We start from the raw sequence: 16898 nt of genomic DNA, 5'->3' as shown, positions 1-16898 counted from the left end.
TAAATCGGAGTCATTCATGCCTGTTTCTGCGATTGCCGGCCTAACCATGCTGGTACTTGGCGAAAGTCATATGAGCTTTCCCGATTCGTTGCTCAACCCGCTGCAAGACAACCTGACCAAGCAAGGCGCGGTGGTTCATTCCATCGGTGCCTGCGGTGCTGGTGCGGCGGATTGGGTCGTACCGAAAAAAGTCGAGTGTGGCGGCGAGCGCCTGCCCACCGGCAAAGCGGTGATCTACGGCAAGAACGCCATGAGCACCACGCCGATCCAGGAACTGATCGCCAAGGACAAACCCGACGTTGTCGTGCTGATCATCGGCGACACCATGGGCTCGTACACCAACCCGGTGTTCCCCAAGGCCTGGGCCTGGAAAAGCGTGACCTCGCTGACCAAGGCGATCACCGACACCGGCACCAAGTGCGTGTGGGTCGGTCCGCCGTGGGGCAAGGTCGGTTCCCAGTACAAGAAGGACGACACCCGCACCAAGCTGATGTCGGCCTTCCTGGCCAGTAACGTGGCGCCGTGCACCTACATCGATTCGCTGACCTTCTCCAAGCCGGGCGAGTGGATCACCACTGACGGCCAGCACTTCACCATCGACGGCTACCAGAAATGGGCCAAGGCCATTGGTACGGCCCTGGGCGACCTGCCGCCATCGGCCTACGGTAAAGGAAGCAAATAATGAAACGCATGACCCTGGGCCTGGCGACCTTGCTCGCCAGTGTCAGCGCCTACAGCGCCGACATCCCGTTGTACCCCACCGGCCCGGAGCAAGACGCAGCGTTCCTGCGTTTTGCCAACGGCACTCCCGGTGAGTTGAAGCTGGTGGCGGACGGTTCCAAGGCCAGCCTGGTGTTGAGCGGGGATAAAGCCGTGTCGGCCTTCCTGCCGGTGGTGGGGGGTGACAAGCCGATCAAGGGCGTGTTGAGCCGCGACGGCAAAAACGTCGACCTGTCGGTGACCGTGGCCCCCGGCGAATTCGCCACCGTGGTCGCGTTGGTCGACGCCCAGGGCGCCACGCGCCAGTTGGTGGTGCGTGAGCAACCGGACGACTTCAACGCGCTCAAGGCTTCCCTGGCCTTTATCAACGCCGATGCCGCCTGCGCCGACGCCAGCCTGGAAGCCGTGGCCCAAAAGGCCGAGCTGTTCAAGAAGGTGGCCGAAGGTTCGTTGCAACGCCGCATGATCAACCCGCTGGAATTGTCGGTGCAGCTCAAGTGCGCCGGTGCTCCGGTGGGGCAGCCGCTGACGTTCACCCTCAAGGCGGGTGAGCGCTATAGCGTGCTGGCCGTCCCTTCGGCTGCAGGTTCGAAGTTGCTGTTCGCTTCCGACGCACTCGCTAACTGATCGGGCCCGACACCACCATGGTCTTTGCCTCACTCGAATTCCTCACGCTGTTCCTGCCGGCCTTCCTGTTGATCTATGCCCTGGCTCGTCCGAGCTGGCGCAACGTCATCCTGTTGATCGGCAGCTGGTTGTTCTACGGCTGGCTGAGCCCGTTGTTCCTGTTCCTGCACATGGTGTTGACCGTGGTGGCATGGGTCGGCGGCCTGCTGGTGGACCGTTCCCGTGAGGACGGCAAAGGCCGGGTGCGCCTGTTGATCGCGTTGATTGTGTTCAACACGGCGGTGCTGTGTTGGTACAAGTACGCCAACATCGTCGCCGGTACCGTGAGCGAGGTGATCACCTGGTACGGCGCCATGCCGCTGGATTGGCAGCGCGTGGCCTTGCCGGCCGGCTTGTCATTTATCGTGCTGCAGGCGATTTCCTACCTGGTGGACGTGCACCGTCATACGGTGCCGGTGGAACGCAGCTTCATCAATTACGCCACGTACATTTCGATGTTCGGCCACTCGATTGCAGGCCCGATCATCCGTTATGACTGGGTTCGCCGTGAGCTGAACCAGCGTTATTTCAACTGGCCGAATTTCTCCCTCGGTGCGCGGCGCTTCATGATCGGCATGGGCATGAAAGTGCTGGTGGCGGACACCTTGTCGCCGTTGGTGGACATTGCCTTCCACCTGGAAAACCCGAGCCTGGTGGATGCGTGGATCGGTTGCCTGGCCTATTCGCTGCAACTGTTCTTCGACTTCGCCGGCTACAGCGCCATGGCCATCGGCCTGGGCCTGATGCTGGGCTTTCACTTCCCGGAAAACTTCAACCGCCCGTACCTGGCCAGCAGCATCCAGGACTTCTGGCGTCGTTGGCACTTGTCGTTGTCCAGCTGGTTGCGCGACTACCTGTATATCGCCCTGGGCGGTAACCGCGACGGCGTGTGGCGTACCTATCGCAACCTGTTCCTGACCATGGCGATCGCCGGGTTGTGGCACGGCGGCGACAGTTGGAACTACCTGTTGTGGGGGGCGGCGCATGGTATCGCGCTGTGTGTGGATCGCGCCTGGTCGCGGTCGAGCCTGCCGCGCATTCCGCCGGTGCTGTCGCACATCCTGACGTTACTGTTTGTGTGCCTGGCCTGGACCTTGTTCCGCGCGCCGGACTTCCATTCGGCACTGACCATGTACGCCGGCCAGTTCGGTATGCATGGCGTGGCCTTGGGTGACGCCATGGCCGTGGCCATGCGCCCGGCCCACGGCATGGCGGCGTTACTGGGCCTGGTGTGCATCATTGCGCCGATCTGGCAGGTGCGTTGCGAGCAGCGTTTCGGTACCCAGCCCTGGTTTGTGGTGGCCGCTTCGTTGTGGCCGGTGGCCGGGTTTGTGTTGTCGTTCGCGCTGATCGCCAGCCGCGACGCCGTACCGTTTCTGTACTTTCAGTTCTAAGGACGCCCGACCATGCCCGCTCCTACCGCGCCGACTCCTCCGAGCGACTTGGCTGTTCGCACCAGCCCCCTGGCGGCCTGGGTGCTGGTACCCTTCCTGGCGGCGGGGCTGCTGTCCTGTGCCTGGCTGATGGTGAAGGGGCCGATCAGCTTCTTGCCCGCCAAGGTCGACAGCGACATGCTGCTGCACGGTGAGTTGACCCACCGTTTCGCCAAGGAACTGGCCAAGGCGCCGATGGCGATCCAGGCGGCCAACCTGGAACGTGGCGCAAGCTGGCTGGCGTTCGGCGACACCGGCCCACGCGTGCGGCCGGGTTGCCCGGGCTGGCTGTTTATCAGCGATGAACTGCGCATCAACCGCCACGCCCAAGCCAACGCACAGACCAAGGCCCAGGCCGTGATCGACCTGCAGCGGCAACTGGGTGAAAAAGGTATCGAGCTGCAAGTGGTGGTGGTACCGGACAAGAGCCGCATTGCGGTTGCCCAGCTGTGTGGCGTGTACCGACCGGCAGTGCTCAACAGCCGGATTCAGGACTGGACGGCCACTTTGCAGGCCGCTGGCGTGTCCGCGCTGGACCTCACCGATACCTTAAAACCCCTCGGGCCCGAGGCATACCTGCGCACCGACACCCACTGGAGCGAAATCGGCTCCAACGCCGGCGCCCAGGCGCTGGCAAAACGCATCCAGCAACGTGAGATCAAGGCTACGCCCGAGCAAACCTTTGAGATCACCCAGGCACCGCTTGCCGTGCGCCCCGGTGATCTGGTGCGCCTGGCCGGTCTCGACTGGTTACCGCCGAAGTTGCAGCCCCCGGGGGAATCGGTCGCGGCCAGCTCCGCCCACGAAGCGGGTGGCGCCACCAGCAACACTGATGACCTGTTCGGCGACGCCGGGTTGCCCAATGTGGCACTGATCGGGACTTCGTTCTCGCGCAATTCCAACTTTGTCGGCTTCCTGCAGAAAGCCCTGAACGCTCCCGTGGGCAATTTCAGCAAGGACGGCGGCGAGTTCTCCGGCGCAGCCAAGGCGTACTTCGACAGCCCGGCGTTCAAGCAAACCCCGCCGAAGTTGTTGATTTGGGAAATTCCAGAGCGGGATCTGCAGACTCCCTACGACACGATCAGTATTGGTCGGTAATTTGACGCTTTACCGTTTATCTAAAAAATAGACGGCTTATCCATCAAAATAATGACACTTTTGTGCGCTTGAAGCAGACTGCCTGCACAAGGGCGACCATAAGAAGACCTGCGGTAAGCAGTCGTATCAGCTGACCTTTTCACGTCTTTAAGCTTCGCCGTGAGGAGGGTGCGCTATGAGCTTTACCGACGGTCTTCTTGCTCTGCTTGGCAAAGATGTCAGCCGTGACCCCCTTGGCCTGAATTCGCGACTGCACTTTTTTGGCAGCATTCCCGTGGAGGATGGCACCCCCTTTCCCCCTCAGGATTCCACTGTACAGTCCGCGCTGATGGAGAAGGCCGAGCGGCGCCCTTGCGTGGTGGCGCTGGTGTCGGTCAACGGAGGCGTGGGGCGCAGCACCCTGGCCACCCTGTTGAGCAGTGGTTTGCAGCGCCTGGGCGAATCGGTGGTGGCGGTGGACCTGGACCCGCAAAACGCCTTGCGCCGTCACTTCGGTGTCGCTCCGACCTCTCCGGGCATCGGCCTCGCCAGCCTGCAGAATGCGCATTGGAAACACATCCAGCAGCCTGGTTTTGTCGGCAGCCGCGTCATTACCTTTGGCGACACCGATATCCAGCAGCAGGACACCCTGCAGCGCTGGCTGAAACATGAACCGTACTGGCTGGCGCAGCGGCTGTACGCCTTGGGCCTGGACGCCCGCCACACGGTGATCCTCGATACCCCCGCCGGTAACAGCGTCTATTTCCACCAAGCCGTGAGCGTGGCGGATGTGGTGCTGGTGATCGCCCAGGCCGACGCGGCGTCCCTGGGAACCCTGGACCAACTCGATGGGCTGCTGGCGCCGCACCTTGGGCGCGACCGGGCGCCGCACGTTCACTACGTGCTTAACCAGTTGGATGAGGACAGCGCCTTCAGCCTGGATATGGTTGAGGCATTCCGGCAGCGCCTGGGGACGAAAGAGCCGTTTGAGGTGCATCACGACGTAGGGATCAGCGAAGCCCTGGCGTTCGGTGCCGACCCGCTGGACAGCCAGGCGTTGAGCCTGGCCGGTGACGATATCAATGAGCTTTGCCGCCTGCTGATTGCCCGCAAAAAGCAACTGTAAATGCCGGTTTATGTCCTTGACGCCAGATGCTTATGCACAATTGGTTGTTTGGGCTGTCGCGAAATGATCAGGTTGTGGAGCCATTCTCATCACCCCGCAACTGCCTGTTTTACGTGCGTTTTATTCTGTGAACAAAAAATGAACAACGTGGCTTTTTGCCTGTAGCGCAGATGACCACAGGCCTTGTAACGATTCCATCAACAGAGTTATCCACAGGCTGGGGTGCGACAATTCTGCCCCTTAATCGCGCTCGGCAAGCACCATCAAGTTGCGTGGTGTCAGTGCGGTTTCGCAAAAGGTGCCCACCTCGACCCTGTAGCCACGTTCGGCCAGAAACAGTGCCCGATCCAGGACCAGCCACAGCTCAAGTGAGCGCCGAAACAGCCCACGCAGCAACTCCAGGTTCCTGACCTCGGCCAACCGTTGCCAGCCGTGCGCCTCCAGCGCCGTCCAATCCTGTTCACCTGTGGATAACCCTTTGAGGCTGGCCAACGCCTGGCAGTAGTCGGCGAAGGGTTTGTCCAGCCAACCGGCGGGCAGGGACGGTGTGGGCAGGTACTCGTCGCAGTGGCGTAATTGGCGTTGTAACTGATCGAAGCCCAGGCGGCGGGCCATGGAGATGTCCCGTTGCAGGCGCACGCGTTTGCCGGCCGTAACGGTTTCGCTGAGGGGCAGGCCAAGGTCGTCGACCGACAGCTGCAAGGTGGAAGCACGGCCCGCTTCGGACAGCGGTTGGTAGGCGCTCGCGTGGATGCGGTTGTAGCAGCACGGCGCTACGGCCAGTTGCTTGCAGCCGGCGGCACTGGCCAGTTGCAGCAGGCGCACATGCAGGTCGCCGCAGGCATGCAGGGCGACGGGGGTGTGCTCGGGGTCAAGGGCCACGTCTGCCATGACATCTTGCAGGCGATGGGTGACGGGCAGGCCGTGGTGGTCGCTCAAGGCCTGGCCTGCCGCGATCAGCGCCGGGTCGTATTCCAGGCAGGTCAGTTGCTGGCCGGTGTGCAGCAGGCGGCGGCCGAGGTGGCCCTTGCCGGCGCACCAGTCCAGCCAATGCCGGGGTGTTTGCGCAAACTGCAGCGCGGCGCCGAAGGCTTCGATTTGCTGCCACTTGCGCCCGGGTACGTCGACATTCAGGCGGCGCGCCGCGGGTTGCAGGGGCTGCTTCGGTAACTTATCCACAGCACTGAGGCGCAGGGCTTCGCGGGCCAGTGAGGGAAAAGGCGCCGGCGCGGGTAGGGTGTGGGGATGGTTATGGCTGGTTTCCGCGTCGGACAACGAGCGTTGACGCAGCCATCGGGCCAGTTGCGGATGCTCGGTTTCCCAAGTCAGTTGCCGATGCACAAAGGGCCGTGGTCGCCACAGCCCTTGGTGCTCGATCAGAAACGCATCCAGCGCCTTGAAGCGGGCTTCAACGTCCCTGGCAGGCATCGACGCGCAGCCAGCGTTCCAGCAGCTTGAAGCCGCGTACCAGCAGGAAGGAGATCAGCAGGTAGAACACGCCGGCGGTGAAGAACATCTCCACCGTCAGGTAGTTGCGCGCGATGATCGTCCTGGCCATGCCGGTCAGCTCCAGCAGGGTCACGGTGCTCGCCAGCGAGCTGGCCTTGAGCATCAGGATCACTTCGTTGCTGTACGCCGGCAATCCGATGCGCGCGGCCCGGGGCAGGATGATGTAGAACAGCGTCTTGGGCCTGGACATGCCCAGCGCACGGGCGGCTTCGATTTCCCCAGGCGGAATGGCCTGGATGGCGCCCCGCAGGATCTCGGCGATGTACGCGGCGGTGTGCAGCGTCATGGTGGCGGTGGCACACCAGAACGGATCGCGCAGGTACTTCCACATGAAGCTTGAGCGGATGCTGTCGAATTGGGCCAGGCCGTAATAGACCAGGAACAACTGCACCAGCAGCGGCGTGCCGCGAAAGAAAAAGATATAGGCGTAAGGCAGGGCGCGCACAGACAGGTGCCTGGACGAGCGCGCGATACCCAGGGGGATGGCCAGGATCAGGCCGAGGATCACAGCGATGCTCACCAGCTCCAGGGTCAGGATGGCGCCCTGGATAAACTTCGGCAGCCACTTGATGATGACTTCCCATTCCATTACGTCGTCCTCACGAAGCCGCGGGCGGCGCGTTGTTCCAGGAAGTGCATGGCCACCATCGACAGCGATGTCAGGCCCAGGTAGATGAACGCGGCGACCATATAGAAGGTGAAAGGCTGTTTGGTGACGGTCACGGCGATCTGCGCATGGCGCATGATTTCTTCGAGGCCGATGACCGTGACCAGCGCGGTATCTTTCATCAGGATCAGGAACAGATTGCCCAGGCCCGGCAGGGCGATGCGCCACATCTGCGGCATGATCAACCGGGTAAAGATACGAAACTTCGACAGGCCCAGCGCCACACCCGCTTCGCGGTGGCCCTTGGGAATGGAGATGATCGCTCCACGCAGCACTTCCGTGGCGTAGGCGCCGAAACACAGGCCCAGGGCGATCACGCCTGCGGCAAAGGCGCTGAGGGACAGGTCGGGAATGTCGAGCAGCTCACCCAGTGAGCGCATGGCGTTGATCGTGCCGAAGTAAATCAGCAGCACCCACAGCAGCTCCGGCACACCGCGAACGATTGTCGAGTAAGTACCGCCCAGCCATTGCAACGGCTTGTACGGGGAAGTCTTGGCCAGGGCACCGGCGAGGCCGAGTACCAGCCCCAGGCATAACGCCGTGAGGGCCAGTTTGACGGTCATCAGCGCGCCGGCAGCGAGCGCCGGGCCGAATCCGTAGAGATCGAAATTCATGGTGTCTTCATATCGCGGCAGGCATTGCTGAAAGCCGGCGCGCTCAAGTGAGCGCGCCGGGCAGGCCGTTCAGGTCATTCGATGCTGAACGGGAAGTACTTGTCGTTGATCTTCTTGTAGGTGCCGTCTGCCTTGATCTCTGCCAGGGCTTTGTTCAGGCGCTCGCGCAGCGGGTCGCCCTTGCGTACGGCGATACCGATCTTGTCGCTCTCGACAACCGGGTCGCCCTTGAACTCGTAGGCCGAACCGTCTTTGCTCTTGAGCCATTCGTACTGCACGTACTTGTCGGCGAGGATCCCGTCGAGGCGGCCGGACGTCAGGTCAAGGTAGGCGTTTTCCTGGGTGTCGTAGAGCTTGGCTTCGGTGTCAGGCAGCTCGTCTTCCAGGTAGGTACCGGCCAGCGTCGCGCGTTGGGCGCCGATGACCTTGCCCTTCAGGTAGGCGGCGTCGGTCTTGAAGTCTGCGGTGGCTTTGGGCGCGATGAACTGCAGCTTGTTGGAGTAGTACGGGTCGGTGAAGTCGACGGCTTGCTTGCGCTCGTCGGTGATCGACAGCGAGGACACCAGGAAGTCGAATTTCTTGGCATTCAGGGCCGGGATGATGCCGTCCCAGTCGGACACGTACACGTCGCACTTCTCGACTTTCATCTTGGCGCACAGGGCGTCGCCGATGTCTTTGTCGAAGCCGACCACTTGGCCGCTGGCGTCTTTATTGTTGAACGGCGGGTAGGCCGCTTCGATCCCCATGGTCAAGGTTTCTGCCATGGCCGTGGCGCTGAACGCCATCGAGACGGCCGCGGCCAGAAGGAATTTTTTATAGTTCTGCATGCATGTTGCTCCGTTAGCGGTTGCTGGACATGAATTGTTTGCAGCGCGCCGAAAGCGGGTTTTCAAACACCTGCTGTGGCGATCCTTGCTCTTCGATCAGGCCCTGGTGGAGGAACACCACTTCACTGGACACCTGGCGGGCGAAGCCCATTTCGTGAGTGACCAGCAGCATGGTGCGGCCTTCTTCGGCCAGCGCGCGGATCACATTAAGTACTTCCTGGACCATTTCCGGGTCAAGGGCTGAAGTGGGTTCGTCGAACAGGATGACCTTGGGCTGCATCGCCAGGGTGCGCGCGATGGCCGCCCGTTGTTGCTGGCCGCCGGACAATTGCGCGGGGTAGGCATGACGCTTGTCGGCGATGCCGACCTTGTCCAGCAGGGCTTCGGCCACTTCCATGGCCTCGGCCTTGCTCTGGCCGAGCACACGGCGAGGGGCCTCGATGATGTTGTCGAGGATGCTCATGTGCGGCCACAGGTTAAAGTTTTGAAACACAAAACCGATTTCGCTGCGCAGGCGGTTGATCTGCTTGCCGTCGGCGGCCTGCAGCTCGCCGTTTTTCGCGGCCTTGAGCTTGAGTTCTTCGCCGGCCACGAGGATCTGGCCCTGGTGCGGGTTTTCCAGCAGGTTGATGCAGCGCAGGAACGTGGACTTGCCGGAACCGGAGGAACCCAGGATCGAGATCACATCGCCGTCGCGAGCGGTCAGCGAGATACCTTTGAGTACCTCCAGCTCACCATAGCGTTTATGCAAGTTGCGGATTTCAAGCGCGGGCGTGGCCTCGGCCATGTGGGGTCCTCATTGTGTTCATTGCGATCTTCGCTGTTGGGCCGCCTTCCTGGCGAGGCGCCAAGCTAGCATAGCGTCCTGATGGCGGCCAACAGCGCGGCGGGCGGTAAACGGGCGGTGTGCGGCAGGGTGTCGCATCGGCACAGCAGGGTGTCGCGCCATCAACAACCGAACAACCGTTTTAACCCGTGAATCCGCAGGCTTCGCGTGAAAAAGGGCGCGATGGTGCCAGCTTTGGCCGGGTGTTGGAAGGGTTAAACGGGCAAACGGTAGCTATCGGCCCTTTTATGGCGCGCTGCTTACTTTTCGTGTGTGGTTTTGGTGCACTTGTTCGTCTTGAAAGTGAGTCGCACGGTAACGCTATAGCGGAATGCCATTGTTCTCAATGACTTGCGATGACTGGTGAATCGTCCTGCAGGCCGCGTCAATCGCGGTTTTGTAACATTTTGGCGCAAATCTTGCGTAAAAAATAAAGAACGCCCTGTTGGTTTCTTTTCACGAGGAAGAGCCCAGGCCGGGCGGACCGTTTTCGCAATTCCTCGCAAAGGTGTGTCAATGAGTAGTACGCAAAGCTCCAATGACCTCGAACAGGGGCTCAAACCGCGTCACGTCACCATGCTGTCGATTGCCGGCGTCATTGGTGCCGGTTTGTTTGTCGGCTCCGGCCACGCGATTGCTGCCGCCGGCCCTGCGGTCCTGCTGGCGTATGCCGCAGCGGGTACGCTGGTGGTCTTGGTGATGCGCATGCTGGCCGAAATGGCCGTGGCGTCGCCGGACACCGGTTCGTTCTCCACCTACGCCGACCGTGCGATCGGTCACTGGGCCGGCTTTACCATCGGCTGGCTGTACTGGTGGTTCTGGGTGCTGGTGATTCCATTGGAAGCCAACGCCGCCGCGACCATTCTCCACGCCTGGTTCCCGGATGTGGCCATCTGGGCCTTCACGCTGGTCATCACGTTGCTGCTGACGGCGACCAACCTGTTCAGCGTGAAGAACTACGGTGAGTTTGAGTTCTGGTTCGCGTTGATCAAGGTCGTGGCGATCGTGGGCTTTGTGATCCTCGGCCTGGCGGCAATTTTCGGCTTCCTGCCGACCAGCCAGGTCAGCGGCGTTTCCCACCTCTTTGACACCCAAGGCTTTATGCCCAACGGCATGGGCGCGGTATTGGCCGCGATCCTGACCACCATGTTCTCCTTCATGGGCACCGAGATCGTCACCATCGCCGCCGCTGAATCGAAGAACCCAGGCCAGCAAATCACCAAGGCCACCAACTCGGTGATCTGGCGGATTGGTTTGTTCTACCTGTTGTCGATCTTCATCGTCGTGTCCCTGGTGCCTTGGAATGATCCGACCCTGGCGGCGGTAGGTTCCTACCAGACCGTGCTGGAACGCATGGGTATCCCGAACGCCAAGCTGATCGTCGACCTGGTGGTCCTGGTTGCCGTGACCAGCTGCCTGAACTCGGCGCTGTACACCGCTTCGCGCATGCTGTTCTCCCTGGGCCGTCGCGGCGATGCACCGGCCGTGGCCAAGCGCACCAACAAGAGCGGCACGCCTTACTGGGCGGTATTGCTGTCCACCGGCGCGGCGTTCCTGGCGGTATTTGCCAACTACGTGGCGCCGGCAGCGGTGTTCGAATTCCTGCTGGCCAGCTCCGGCGCCATCGCGCTGCTGGTGTACCTGGTGATTGCGGTGTCGCAATTGCGCATGCGCCAGAAGCGCATGGCGGCGGGCGAGAAAATTGTCTTCAAGATGTGGCTGTTCCCAGGCCTGACTTACGTGGTGATGGTATTCATCGTCGGCACATTGACCATCATGCTGTTCCAGGAAGCGCATCGGGTCGAGATCATCGCGACTGGGGTCTTGAGCTTGCTGGTAGTGGCGGCGGGGTTGATTGTGTCCAGCCGTCGCAAGGCGCAGAGAGTGGGCGCTGCGGTGCTGAATTGATGTGATGGAATGCGGTGCTTGATTGCGCCGCAGTTCAAATGTGGGAGGGGGCATGCCCCCTCCCACATTTGGTTTTAGTTGGTGAGGGCCTCGGATGCGGCGACGTAATCCGCCTGGAACTGCGGCGATTCGATCCACGCCAGTGCGGCGGCTTCATCGTCGCTGTCGGTGGCCCACTGCCGATACTCGATCAGTGCCGCCAGGATAAAGTCGGTGGCTTCTTCTTCGCCTTCCTGCTCCAGCACCAGGGCGAGCAGCGGGTGGGCCAGGAATACCGCGCAGAGGGCCTGCTGGCTGGTCTCGCCGGCGGTGCGCATCTCCACGAACAGCTCGGTCAAATCCACTGATTCAAGGTCAATCCGGTCGTCATCGCCGGCAAACGCATCCGGTTTGCTCGCGACGGCGCGCTGGGTGCGGTTCTGCTTGGCCTTGGCCTTGGCCCGGTGGGCACGTTTTTGCTGCTTGTTCGGCGAGGCCATGGGCTCACGTCCTTGGGTCAGGATCTGGGTGGGGTATTGAAGCGCAGGTTGAGGGAAATCCCAAGGGTATCCGCCGTTAATTGACCGTGTTGCAGCCAGGCCAGTGCAATCGGCCACAATCGATCCTGATAGTCCCTGCGAAAGAACGCGAAATGTCCGACCTGTTTTTCGCCGATGTCTTCCGGGGCGATGCGCAGATGGGTGCGCTCGCTGCCGTCGAAGTAACCCAGCAACCGCTCAATCGCCGCCACAGTGCCGAAGGGGTCATCGGTGATGCTGATCGCCAGCACCTGCGCCTTTACGCGACTGAATGGCAAGTCCGCCAGGGCCCGCCCGCTGGGCCGCGTCTCATACCTGGGCGTTGGCGTGCTCCAGTCGCGCACCACGCCTGCCGGCGTATCCTCCAGCCAACCCAGGCGCTTGCCGGGGAAATACCCGCAGAATGCCGTGACCACCGGCATGACCACATGCCATTTGGCAAACATCTGCCAGCGCCCGGCGGCGGCGTAATCGCGCCAGTAGGCGAACTGCGCGCCCACGGTCACGATTCGCCGGATCACCGCGCCGGATGCGCCCAGCCCTGCCGCACAGCCACCAAAACTGTGGCCGACCACATCAATCGGCTGGCCTGGAAACTCCCGCTGTGCCCGCAGCAGGATCGCTTCGAAATCCAGCGTACCCCAATCCGACCACGACGCCTTGAACCCACGCAACGAACCGCTGCGGGACTCGCCGATGCCGCGATAGTCGTAGGTGATCACGTCAAAGCCGTTGGCGAACAGGTAGTCGGCGAAACGTGAGTAGTGGCGGCAACGCACGGAGGTGGCGGCGTTGATGATGACGACCGGGCGTTCGCGGTCGGTGCGCGGGTGGCGCCAGGTGAAGCCGCCGAGGGGATGGCCGTCTGCGGCGGATTCCTTGAAGGATTCGCTTTGGCTATTTCTGGGTGTAGTTGCAATTTTTACTACTGAAGAGGCGTCATTCAAATTCATCGTTTCGAAGCCCCTGCCTGGATTATTATTTTTTAGTAACAGTTAGCCAGTTTGCCAGCACTTGTCTGCCCTTTGATTGGGTCATTAACCTTCGGCGCTCGCAAAGCGTGCAGAGCCCCGGCGAAAGCCATACATCCGAGAGAAACGACAGCAAACCATGGACAGATTAGACTGGCAGGCACCTATTCCGGAGGTCTCCATGAGCATCCCACGTTCTCCCATCGTTTCAGAGTTTGAAACTGAAGAGCAGGCTGCCAGCTACGACCGTTGGTTTCGTGCCAAGGTACAGGCTTCCATTGATGATCCTCGCCCAAGCATTCCACATGATGAGGCAATGGCCGAAGTCGAGAGGATGCTGGAAGAGAGGCGCAAGGCTCGTCGTGCTGCTCGTTAAATGGCGACCTGAGGCTATCGTCGCCTTGACCGAAATTATTGATTACATCGAGCAGTACAATGCCGCTTCCGCCGCTTCGTTGCACCGTACGATTGTGGAGGCCGCTGAGGGTTTGTCGTCAATGCCATACGGATTCAGGCAAGGGCGCTTGTCCGGCACTCGTGAAATGGTTGTTCATCCAAACTATCTGGTCGTCTATCGCGTTATGGAACAGGTCGAGATCCTGACCGTATTGCATACACGCCAAGAATATCCTTCAGAGGCGACCGGCCCGCTGCACTCGACCTCGCGCCAGTAGACGCATAGGCTTGCACCTCTGCGATCCACCAGAGCGTTTTCATGACCCGCGACACCCTCGAACACCACCAGATCCCCGTCTACTTCGCCGCTGTCCTCCTGGCTGCCGCTTTCGGTGTGTTCGCGCCTTCGTTGGCCCAGGGCCTTGGCGCGCTGGCCACGCCCGCCATCGCGGTGTTGATGTATGCGATGTTCCTGCAAATTCCTTTTCTGGACCTGCGCCAGGGCTTGGGCCACAAGCGCTTTCTGTCGGCGCTGCTGCTGGCCAATTTCATCCTCGTGCCGTTGCTGGTCTGGGCCTTGACCCGTGGCCTGGTGGAGCGCCCTGCGTTGCTGGTGGGCGCATTGCTGGTGTTGCTGACGCCGTGTGTCGACTATGTGGTGGTGTTTACCCATATCGGTAAAGGCGACTCGCGCTTGATGCTGGCGGCGACGCCGGTGCTGTTGTTGCTGCAGTTGCTGCTGTTGCCGGTGTACCTGGGGTTGATGCTGGGGGCGCAGTCCGGGGTGGTGGTGCAGGCGGGGCCGTTTATCGAGGCGTTCCTGTTGTTGATCGTGCTGCCCATGGGGCTGGCGGTGATCACCACATTCCTGGCGCGGCGCTCATCGGGCGTCAGTGCGTGGAGCGACGCCTGGGCGTGGTTGCCGGTGCCGGCGATGGCGCTGGTGTTGGTGGTGGTGATCGGTTCGCAAATCACTTCAGTGGTGCGTGACATTAACCTGTTGCTGCCGGTGATCCCGGTGTACGTGGCGTTCCTGTTGCTGGCGCCGGTGATCGGGGCGTTGGCTGCGAGGCTGTTCGCGCTGCCGGCGGCGACGGCACGGGCGGTGACGTTCAGCGCATCGACGCGTAACTCATTGGTGGTGTTGCCGCTGGCCCTGGCGTTGCCAGAAGGCGTGCGCGGCGTGGCGGCGACGGCGGTGATCCTGCAAACCCTAGTCGAGTTGGTGGGCGAGTTGATCTACGTGCGCCTGATCCCGAGGCTGGTGTGGCCTGCAGGTCGGTGAAACGTGAATGTTCAGGTTTGTTCAGGTGCTATTAGGGATACGTTCGGCACCCTAGGTCGGCGTTCCCTACCTGACAGGCCAACCCATGGATCACTGCAACCGTTTCCGCCTGGAGTCCCTGGGCATTTTCCTGTTCGCGCTGTTGCTGTTCACGCTGGGTATCTGGGACCAGCAACCCCAGGGCTTTGACGGGCGCTGGGCGCTGTTCCTGCAGGAAATGTTTCGCCATGGCGCGAGTCTTTTCCCCACCACCTATGGGCAGCCTTACGCGGACTACCCTGGTACCGCGACCTTCTTCAGTTACGTATTTGCCCGGTTGTTCGGTGCGCCCAACCACTTGGCCAATGTGCTGCCCACTGCCCTTGCATCCGCCGGGGTCGTAGCCTTGATCTATCGCTTGCTGGTCCCGGCGAGTCGCCCGTGGGCGTTGCTCGCGGTGCTGCTGACGTTGCTCACCACCCAATTGCTCGAGAAGTCCCGCTCGGTATGCCTGGACCAGATGGTGGCGTTGCTGTGTGTCGGCAGTTTCTACCTGCTGCACAGTGGTGAGCGCCTGGGCTCACGGCTCAGGCAACTTGCGGTGTTCCCGCTGTTCATCCTGGGTTTCGCGATACGCGGCCCGCTGGGCTTGATCGAAGTCTGCGGCGTGGTGTGCGTGTATTGGGCGCTGGGCAGTCCTGGACGACGGGTCAGGCAGGTGTTGATCCACGGCATCGTCGGCCTGGTGTTGCTGGCGGCCTGTTGGTGGCTGTTGATGAAGCTGGCGCGCATCAGCGGCGGCGATGGGTTTGCCGATGAAGTGTTCAAGATGCAAGTGGGCGGGCGCCTTGATGAAAGCGGCGAGCCGTTCTATTTCTACTTCCAGCTGAGCCTGTACCGTTACTTCCCCGTGGTGCCGCTGGCGTTGGTCACATTGGTTGCGCTGCGTCATCGTTGGGCGCAGCGGTTTGATGATCCGGTGCAATTGGTGGTGCGGCTCGGTGCCTGTGGGTTGATGATCCTGCTGGGCTTGTCGGTGCCGCATTTCAAGCGTGCCTATTACATCCTGCCCATGGTGCCGATGTTTGCGGCTGTCGCGGCCTATGGGCTGCTTCAGGCGCAAGGCTGGCTCTCGGGCGTGCGCAGGGGCTATGAGTGGCTTGTCGCGGCGCTGCCGGCGCTGTGCGTGGTTGCCGTGTTTGTCTGTCGGCATGGGTGGCAGAAGCACGGTTACTGGCCTAACGTTTCGTTGCCGCTACTGATTGCTGTCCTGTTGGTGCTGCAAGTGGCGGCGCTGGGTGTCTGGCGACGGCCGCAGCGACTGGTGTGGCTCAGCCTCGTTGCATTGGCGGCGCAATGGCTGGTGTTGGTGGCTGTCGTGGAGCCGGCCAAGGATTTGCAGTTCGATACCCGGAGATTCGTGGGGCAGGTGGAGGCGCTTCGCGTGAAGCAGCCGGGTACCTTGGTGTTTCTCAATCTGGGGCGTGATACCTGGGCCGTGCGCTACATGATGAACCTGGACCACGACGAGCAGCCCGTGTTTATCGCGGGTAACGAGGTTGGACGGCTGGATGCTTTGCCCCGTCCTGCCTGGGTGATCGTGGCACGCAGGGAAACGGCGCTGTTGCCGGGAACGCCCCTGGATCGCCTGCAGCCGAGCCTAGAGGGGCGATTGAACGACAACCCGCTGGTGGTGTTTTTGCTGAAGTGACCTGGCACCTTGCTGTATGTTTGCCGATCGAGTGACCGGTCGGTCAAATTGGCCGTGCCGTTTTTTGAACTTGCCGTATTGGAAGCACAGGGATATGACGAAAAAGGACTTTAAGCGGCCCGTCAGTGGCTACGTAATTGAGCGCTCGCGAATCGGAAGGCTGAGCATTGGCTTTGATGGCGGTTGCAGCTATCCGGCGATGATCAATGTGTTGAGGGCGGTCTTCGAGCGTTACGGGCGCCTGGTACGCTTTGGCGAGCAGCTGTCAGCCCAGGGCTGGCTGGATCGGGTGGAAGAGCGCGGCTTTGAGATATCCGATCAGGAGCGGGTGGCAGTGTTCACATTGATGTCGGATCGCAGCTAGCTGAAATCCCCTGGGGCGATGCTCGATCGCCCCAGGCGGCATCTATAAATCCCGGACAACAAAAAGCCCGCACTGGGCGGGCTTCTTGTGGGCTTTCGGGTGGTTTTTGCACCACCTGAAACTAATTAGTGGTGCCCAGAGACGGAATCGAACCGCCGACACGGGGATTTTCAATCCCCTGCTCTACCGACTGAGCTATCTGGGCAACGGGGCGCATTAAACGGGTTTTTCAGGGGGTCGTCAAGCAAGTTTTCAAAAAAAATTTAATTATTACCGTCGCTTACGTGCCGACCCCGATTTT

General features: G+C 61.3%; 18 protein-coding genes and 1 tRNA gene. 11 read left to right on the top strand and 8 right to left on the bottom strand.

The genetic code is table 11. From position 1 onward, the window contains the following. The first annotated feature begins 16 nt into the window (after positions 1-16). From FX984_RS29475 to bcsQ, 5 genes are all read left to right on the top strand, one after another. Positions 17-682: an SGNH/GDSL hydrolase family protein gene (locus FX984_RS29475; protein ID WP_027605099.1), complete on the top strand. Its 666-nt coding sequence runs from the start codon at positions 17-19 to the stop codon at positions 680-682. After that, on the top strand, positions 682-1347 hold the full coding sequence (locus FX984_RS29470) for a DUF4397 domain-containing protein (RefSeq protein WP_098480544.1): 666 nt from the start codon (positions 682-684) through the stop codon (positions 1345-1347). Before FX984_RS29475 ends, FX984_RS29470 begins: the two co-directional genes overlap by 1 nt. Positions 1348-1364: 17 nt before the next feature. After that, on the top strand, positions 1365-2780 hold the full coding sequence (locus FX984_RS29465; protein ID WP_027605097.1) for an MBOAT family O-acyltransferase: 1416 nt from the start codon (positions 1365-1367) through the stop codon (positions 2778-2780). A 12-nt stretch (positions 2781-2792) separates the two neighbouring features. Further along, positions 2793-3917: an alginate O-acetyltransferase AlgX-related protein gene (locus tag FX984_RS29460; protein WP_027605096.1), complete on the top strand. Its 1125-nt coding sequence runs from the start codon at positions 2793-2795 to the stop codon at positions 3915-3917. Between the two features lie 175 nt (positions 3918-4092). Continuing rightward, complete coding sequence (bcsQ, locus tag FX984_RS29455) at positions 4093-5022, top strand: cellulose biosynthesis protein BcsQ (RefSeq protein WP_146476809.1); 930 nt, start codon at positions 4093-4095, stop codon at positions 5020-5022. 240 nt (positions 5023-5262) lie between these two features. Here the strand turns inward: bcsQ and FX984_RS29450 are convergent, their stop codons facing one another. The 5 genes from FX984_RS29450 to FX984_RS29430 all read right to left on the bottom strand — a co-directional run bounded on the left by FX984_RS29450 (position 5263) and on the right by FX984_RS29430 (position 9426). Then, complete coding sequence (locus FX984_RS29450; protein WP_146476810.1) at positions 5263-6450, bottom strand: methyltransferase; 1188 nt, start codon at positions 6448-6450, stop codon at positions 5263-5265. After that, positions 6431-7120: an ABC transporter permease gene (locus FX984_RS29445; RefSeq protein WP_027605093.1), complete on the bottom strand. Its 690-nt coding sequence runs from the start codon at positions 7118-7120 to the stop codon at positions 6431-6433. The genes FX984_RS29450 and FX984_RS29445 overlap by 20 nt, the downstream gene beginning before the upstream one ends. After that, a complete protein-coding gene (locus FX984_RS29440; protein ID WP_027605092.1) occupies positions 7120-7812 on the bottom strand; it encodes an ABC transporter permease in 693 nt (230 codons plus the stop codon). The genes FX984_RS29445 and FX984_RS29440 overlap by 1 nt, the downstream gene beginning before the upstream one ends. Before the next feature lie 74 nt (positions 7813-7886). Beyond that, positions 7887-8639: an ABC transporter substrate-binding protein gene (locus tag FX984_RS29435; RefSeq protein ID WP_027605091.1), complete on the bottom strand. Its 753-nt coding sequence runs from the start codon at positions 8637-8639 to the stop codon at positions 7887-7889. A gap of 13 nt (positions 8640-8652) precedes the next feature. Continuing rightward, on the bottom strand, positions 8653-9426 hold the full coding sequence (locus FX984_RS29430; protein ID WP_146476811.1) for an ABC transporter ATP-binding protein: 774 nt from the start codon (positions 9424-9426) through the stop codon (positions 8653-8655). A gap of 555 nt (positions 9427-9981) precedes the next feature. On the opposite strand from FX984_RS29430, the gene gabP reads away from it, so the two are divergent. Next, the gene (gene gabP, locus FX984_RS29425; protein WP_146476812.1) at positions 9982-11373 is read left to right on the top strand and encodes a GABA permease; all 1392 of its coding nucleotides are present in this window, start codon (positions 9982-9984) and stop codon (positions 11371-11373) included. Positions 11374-11447: 74 nt separating this feature from the next. Here gabP and FX984_RS29420 read toward each other — a convergent pair whose 3' ends face one another. Together FX984_RS29420 and FX984_RS29415 are read right to left on the bottom strand one after the other, a co-directional pair. Then, on the bottom strand, positions 11448-11852 hold the full coding sequence (locus tag FX984_RS29420) for a hypothetical protein (RefSeq protein ID WP_027605088.1): 405 nt from the start codon (positions 11850-11852) through the stop codon (positions 11448-11450). Between the two features lie 17 nt (positions 11853-11869). Next, entirely contained in the window at positions 11870-12844 is a 975-nt protein-coding gene (locus tag FX984_RS29415; protein ID WP_092358709.1) for an alpha/beta hydrolase family protein, read from the bottom strand. A gap of 199 nt (positions 12845-13043) precedes the next feature. Between FX984_RS29415 and relB the strand changes: the two genes are divergently transcribed. From relB to FX984_RS29390, 5 genes are all read left to right on the top strand, one after another. Further along, the gene (gene relB / locus FX984_RS29410) at positions 13044-13238 is read left to right on the top strand and encodes a type II toxin-antitoxin system RelB family antitoxin (RefSeq protein ID WP_081744416.1); all 195 of its coding nucleotides are present in this window, start codon (positions 13044-13046) and stop codon (positions 13236-13238) included. Next, positions 13228-13536: a type II toxin-antitoxin system RelE/ParE family toxin gene (locus tag FX984_RS29405; protein WP_051429336.1), complete on the top strand. Its 309-nt coding sequence runs from the start codon at positions 13228-13230 to the stop codon at positions 13534-13536. The genes relB and FX984_RS29405 overlap by 11 nt, the downstream gene beginning before the upstream one ends. Before the next feature lie 41 nt (positions 13537-13577). Beyond that, positions 13578-14543, top strand: coding sequence for an arsenic resistance protein (locus FX984_RS29400; RefSeq protein WP_092358711.1), 966 nt, complete (start codon positions 13578-13580; stop codon positions 14541-14543). An 85-nt stretch (positions 14544-14628) separates the two neighbouring features. Next, positions 14629-16233, top strand: coding sequence for an ArnT family glycosyltransferase (locus tag FX984_RS29395; RefSeq protein ID WP_146476813.1), 1605 nt, complete (start codon positions 14629-14631; stop codon positions 16231-16233). Positions 16234-16327: 94 nt separating this feature from the next. Further along, positions 16328-16597, top strand: coding sequence for a hypothetical protein (locus FX984_RS29390; protein ID WP_027605084.1), 270 nt, complete (start codon positions 16328-16330; stop codon positions 16595-16597). 129 nt (positions 16598-16726) lie between these two features. Here the strand turns inward: FX984_RS29390 and FX984_RS29385 are convergent. After that, positions 16727-16802: transfer RNA gene (locus FX984_RS29385), tRNA-Phe, on the bottom strand. Positions 16803-16898 lie beyond the last annotated feature (96 nt).

This window comes from Pseudomonas marginalis, from assembly GCF_008692035.1.
Classification (GTDB): domain Bacteria; phylum Pseudomonadota; class Gammaproteobacteria; order Pseudomonadales; family Pseudomonadaceae; genus Aquipseudomonas; species Aquipseudomonas marginalis.
This window is presented reverse-complemented; position numbering and strand designations above follow the sequence as displayed.

What these genes read in the sequence shown, in the direction of transcription:
- FX984_RS29460 (WP_027605096.1), top strand. Translation starts at nt 2,793, where the DNA reads ATGCCCGCTCCTACCGCGCCGACTCCTCCGAGCGACTTGGCTGTTCGC.
- FX984_RS29445 (WP_027605093.1), bottom strand. Translation starts at nt 7,120, where the DNA reads ATGGAATGGGAAGTCATCATCAAGTGGCTGCCGAAGTTTATCCAGGGC.
- FX984_RS29440 (WP_027605092.1), bottom strand. Translation starts at nt 7,812, where the DNA reads ATGAATTTCGATCTCTACGGATTCGGCCCGGCGCTCGCTGCCGGCGCG.
- FX984_RS29435 (WP_027605091.1), bottom strand. Translation starts at nt 8,639, where the DNA reads ATGCAGAACTATAAAAAATTCCTTCTGGCCGCGGCCGTCTCGATGGCG.
- FX984_RS29390 (WP_027605084.1), top strand. Translation starts at nt 16,328, where the DNA reads ATGACGAAAAAGGACTTTAAGCGGCCCGTCAGTGGCTACGTAATTGAG.
- gabP (WP_146476812.1), top strand. Translation starts at nt 9,982, where the DNA reads ATGAGTAGTACGCAAAGCTCCAATGACCTCGAACAGGGGCTCAAACCG.
- FX984_RS29420 (WP_027605088.1), bottom strand. Translation starts at nt 11,852, where the DNA reads ATGGCCTCGCCGAACAAGCAGCAAAAACGTGCCCACCGGGCCAAGGCC.
- FX984_RS29475 (WP_027605099.1), top strand. Translation starts at nt 17, where the DNA reads ATGCCTGTTTCTGCGATTGCCGGCCTAACCATGCTGGTACTTGGCGAA.
- FX984_RS29395 (WP_146476813.1), top strand. Translation starts at nt 14,629, where the DNA reads ATGGATCACTGCAACCGTTTCCGCCTGGAGTCCCTGGGCATTTTCCTG.
- FX984_RS29415 (WP_092358709.1), bottom strand. Translation starts at nt 12,844, where the DNA reads ATGAATTTGAATGACGCCTCTTCAGTAGTAAAAATTGCAACTACACCC.
- FX984_RS29450 (WP_146476810.1), bottom strand. Translation starts at nt 6,450, where the DNA reads ATGCCTGCCAGGGACGTTGAAGCCCGCTTCAAGGCGCTGGATGCGTTT.
- FX984_RS29430 (WP_146476811.1), bottom strand. Translation starts at nt 9,426, where the DNA reads ATGGCCGAGGCCACGCCCGCGCTTGAAATCCGCAACTTGCATAAACGC.
- bcsQ (WP_146476809.1), top strand. Translation starts at nt 4,093, where the DNA reads ATGAGCTTTACCGACGGTCTTCTTGCTCTGCTTGGCAAAGATGTCAGC.
- FX984_RS29400 (WP_092358711.1), top strand. Translation starts at nt 13,578, where the DNA reads ATGACCCGCGACACCCTCGAACACCACCAGATCCCCGTCTACTTCGCC.
- relB (WP_081744416.1), top strand. Translation starts at nt 13,044, where the DNA reads ATGAGCATCCCACGTTCTCCCATCGTTTCAGAGTTTGAAACTGAAGAG.
- FX984_RS29465 (WP_027605097.1), top strand. Translation starts at nt 1,365, where the DNA reads ATGGTCTTTGCCTCACTCGAATTCCTCACGCTGTTCCTGCCGGCCTTC.
- FX984_RS29470 (WP_098480544.1), top strand. Translation starts at nt 682, where the DNA reads ATGAAACGCATGACCCTGGGCCTGGCGACCTTGCTCGCCAGTGTCAGC.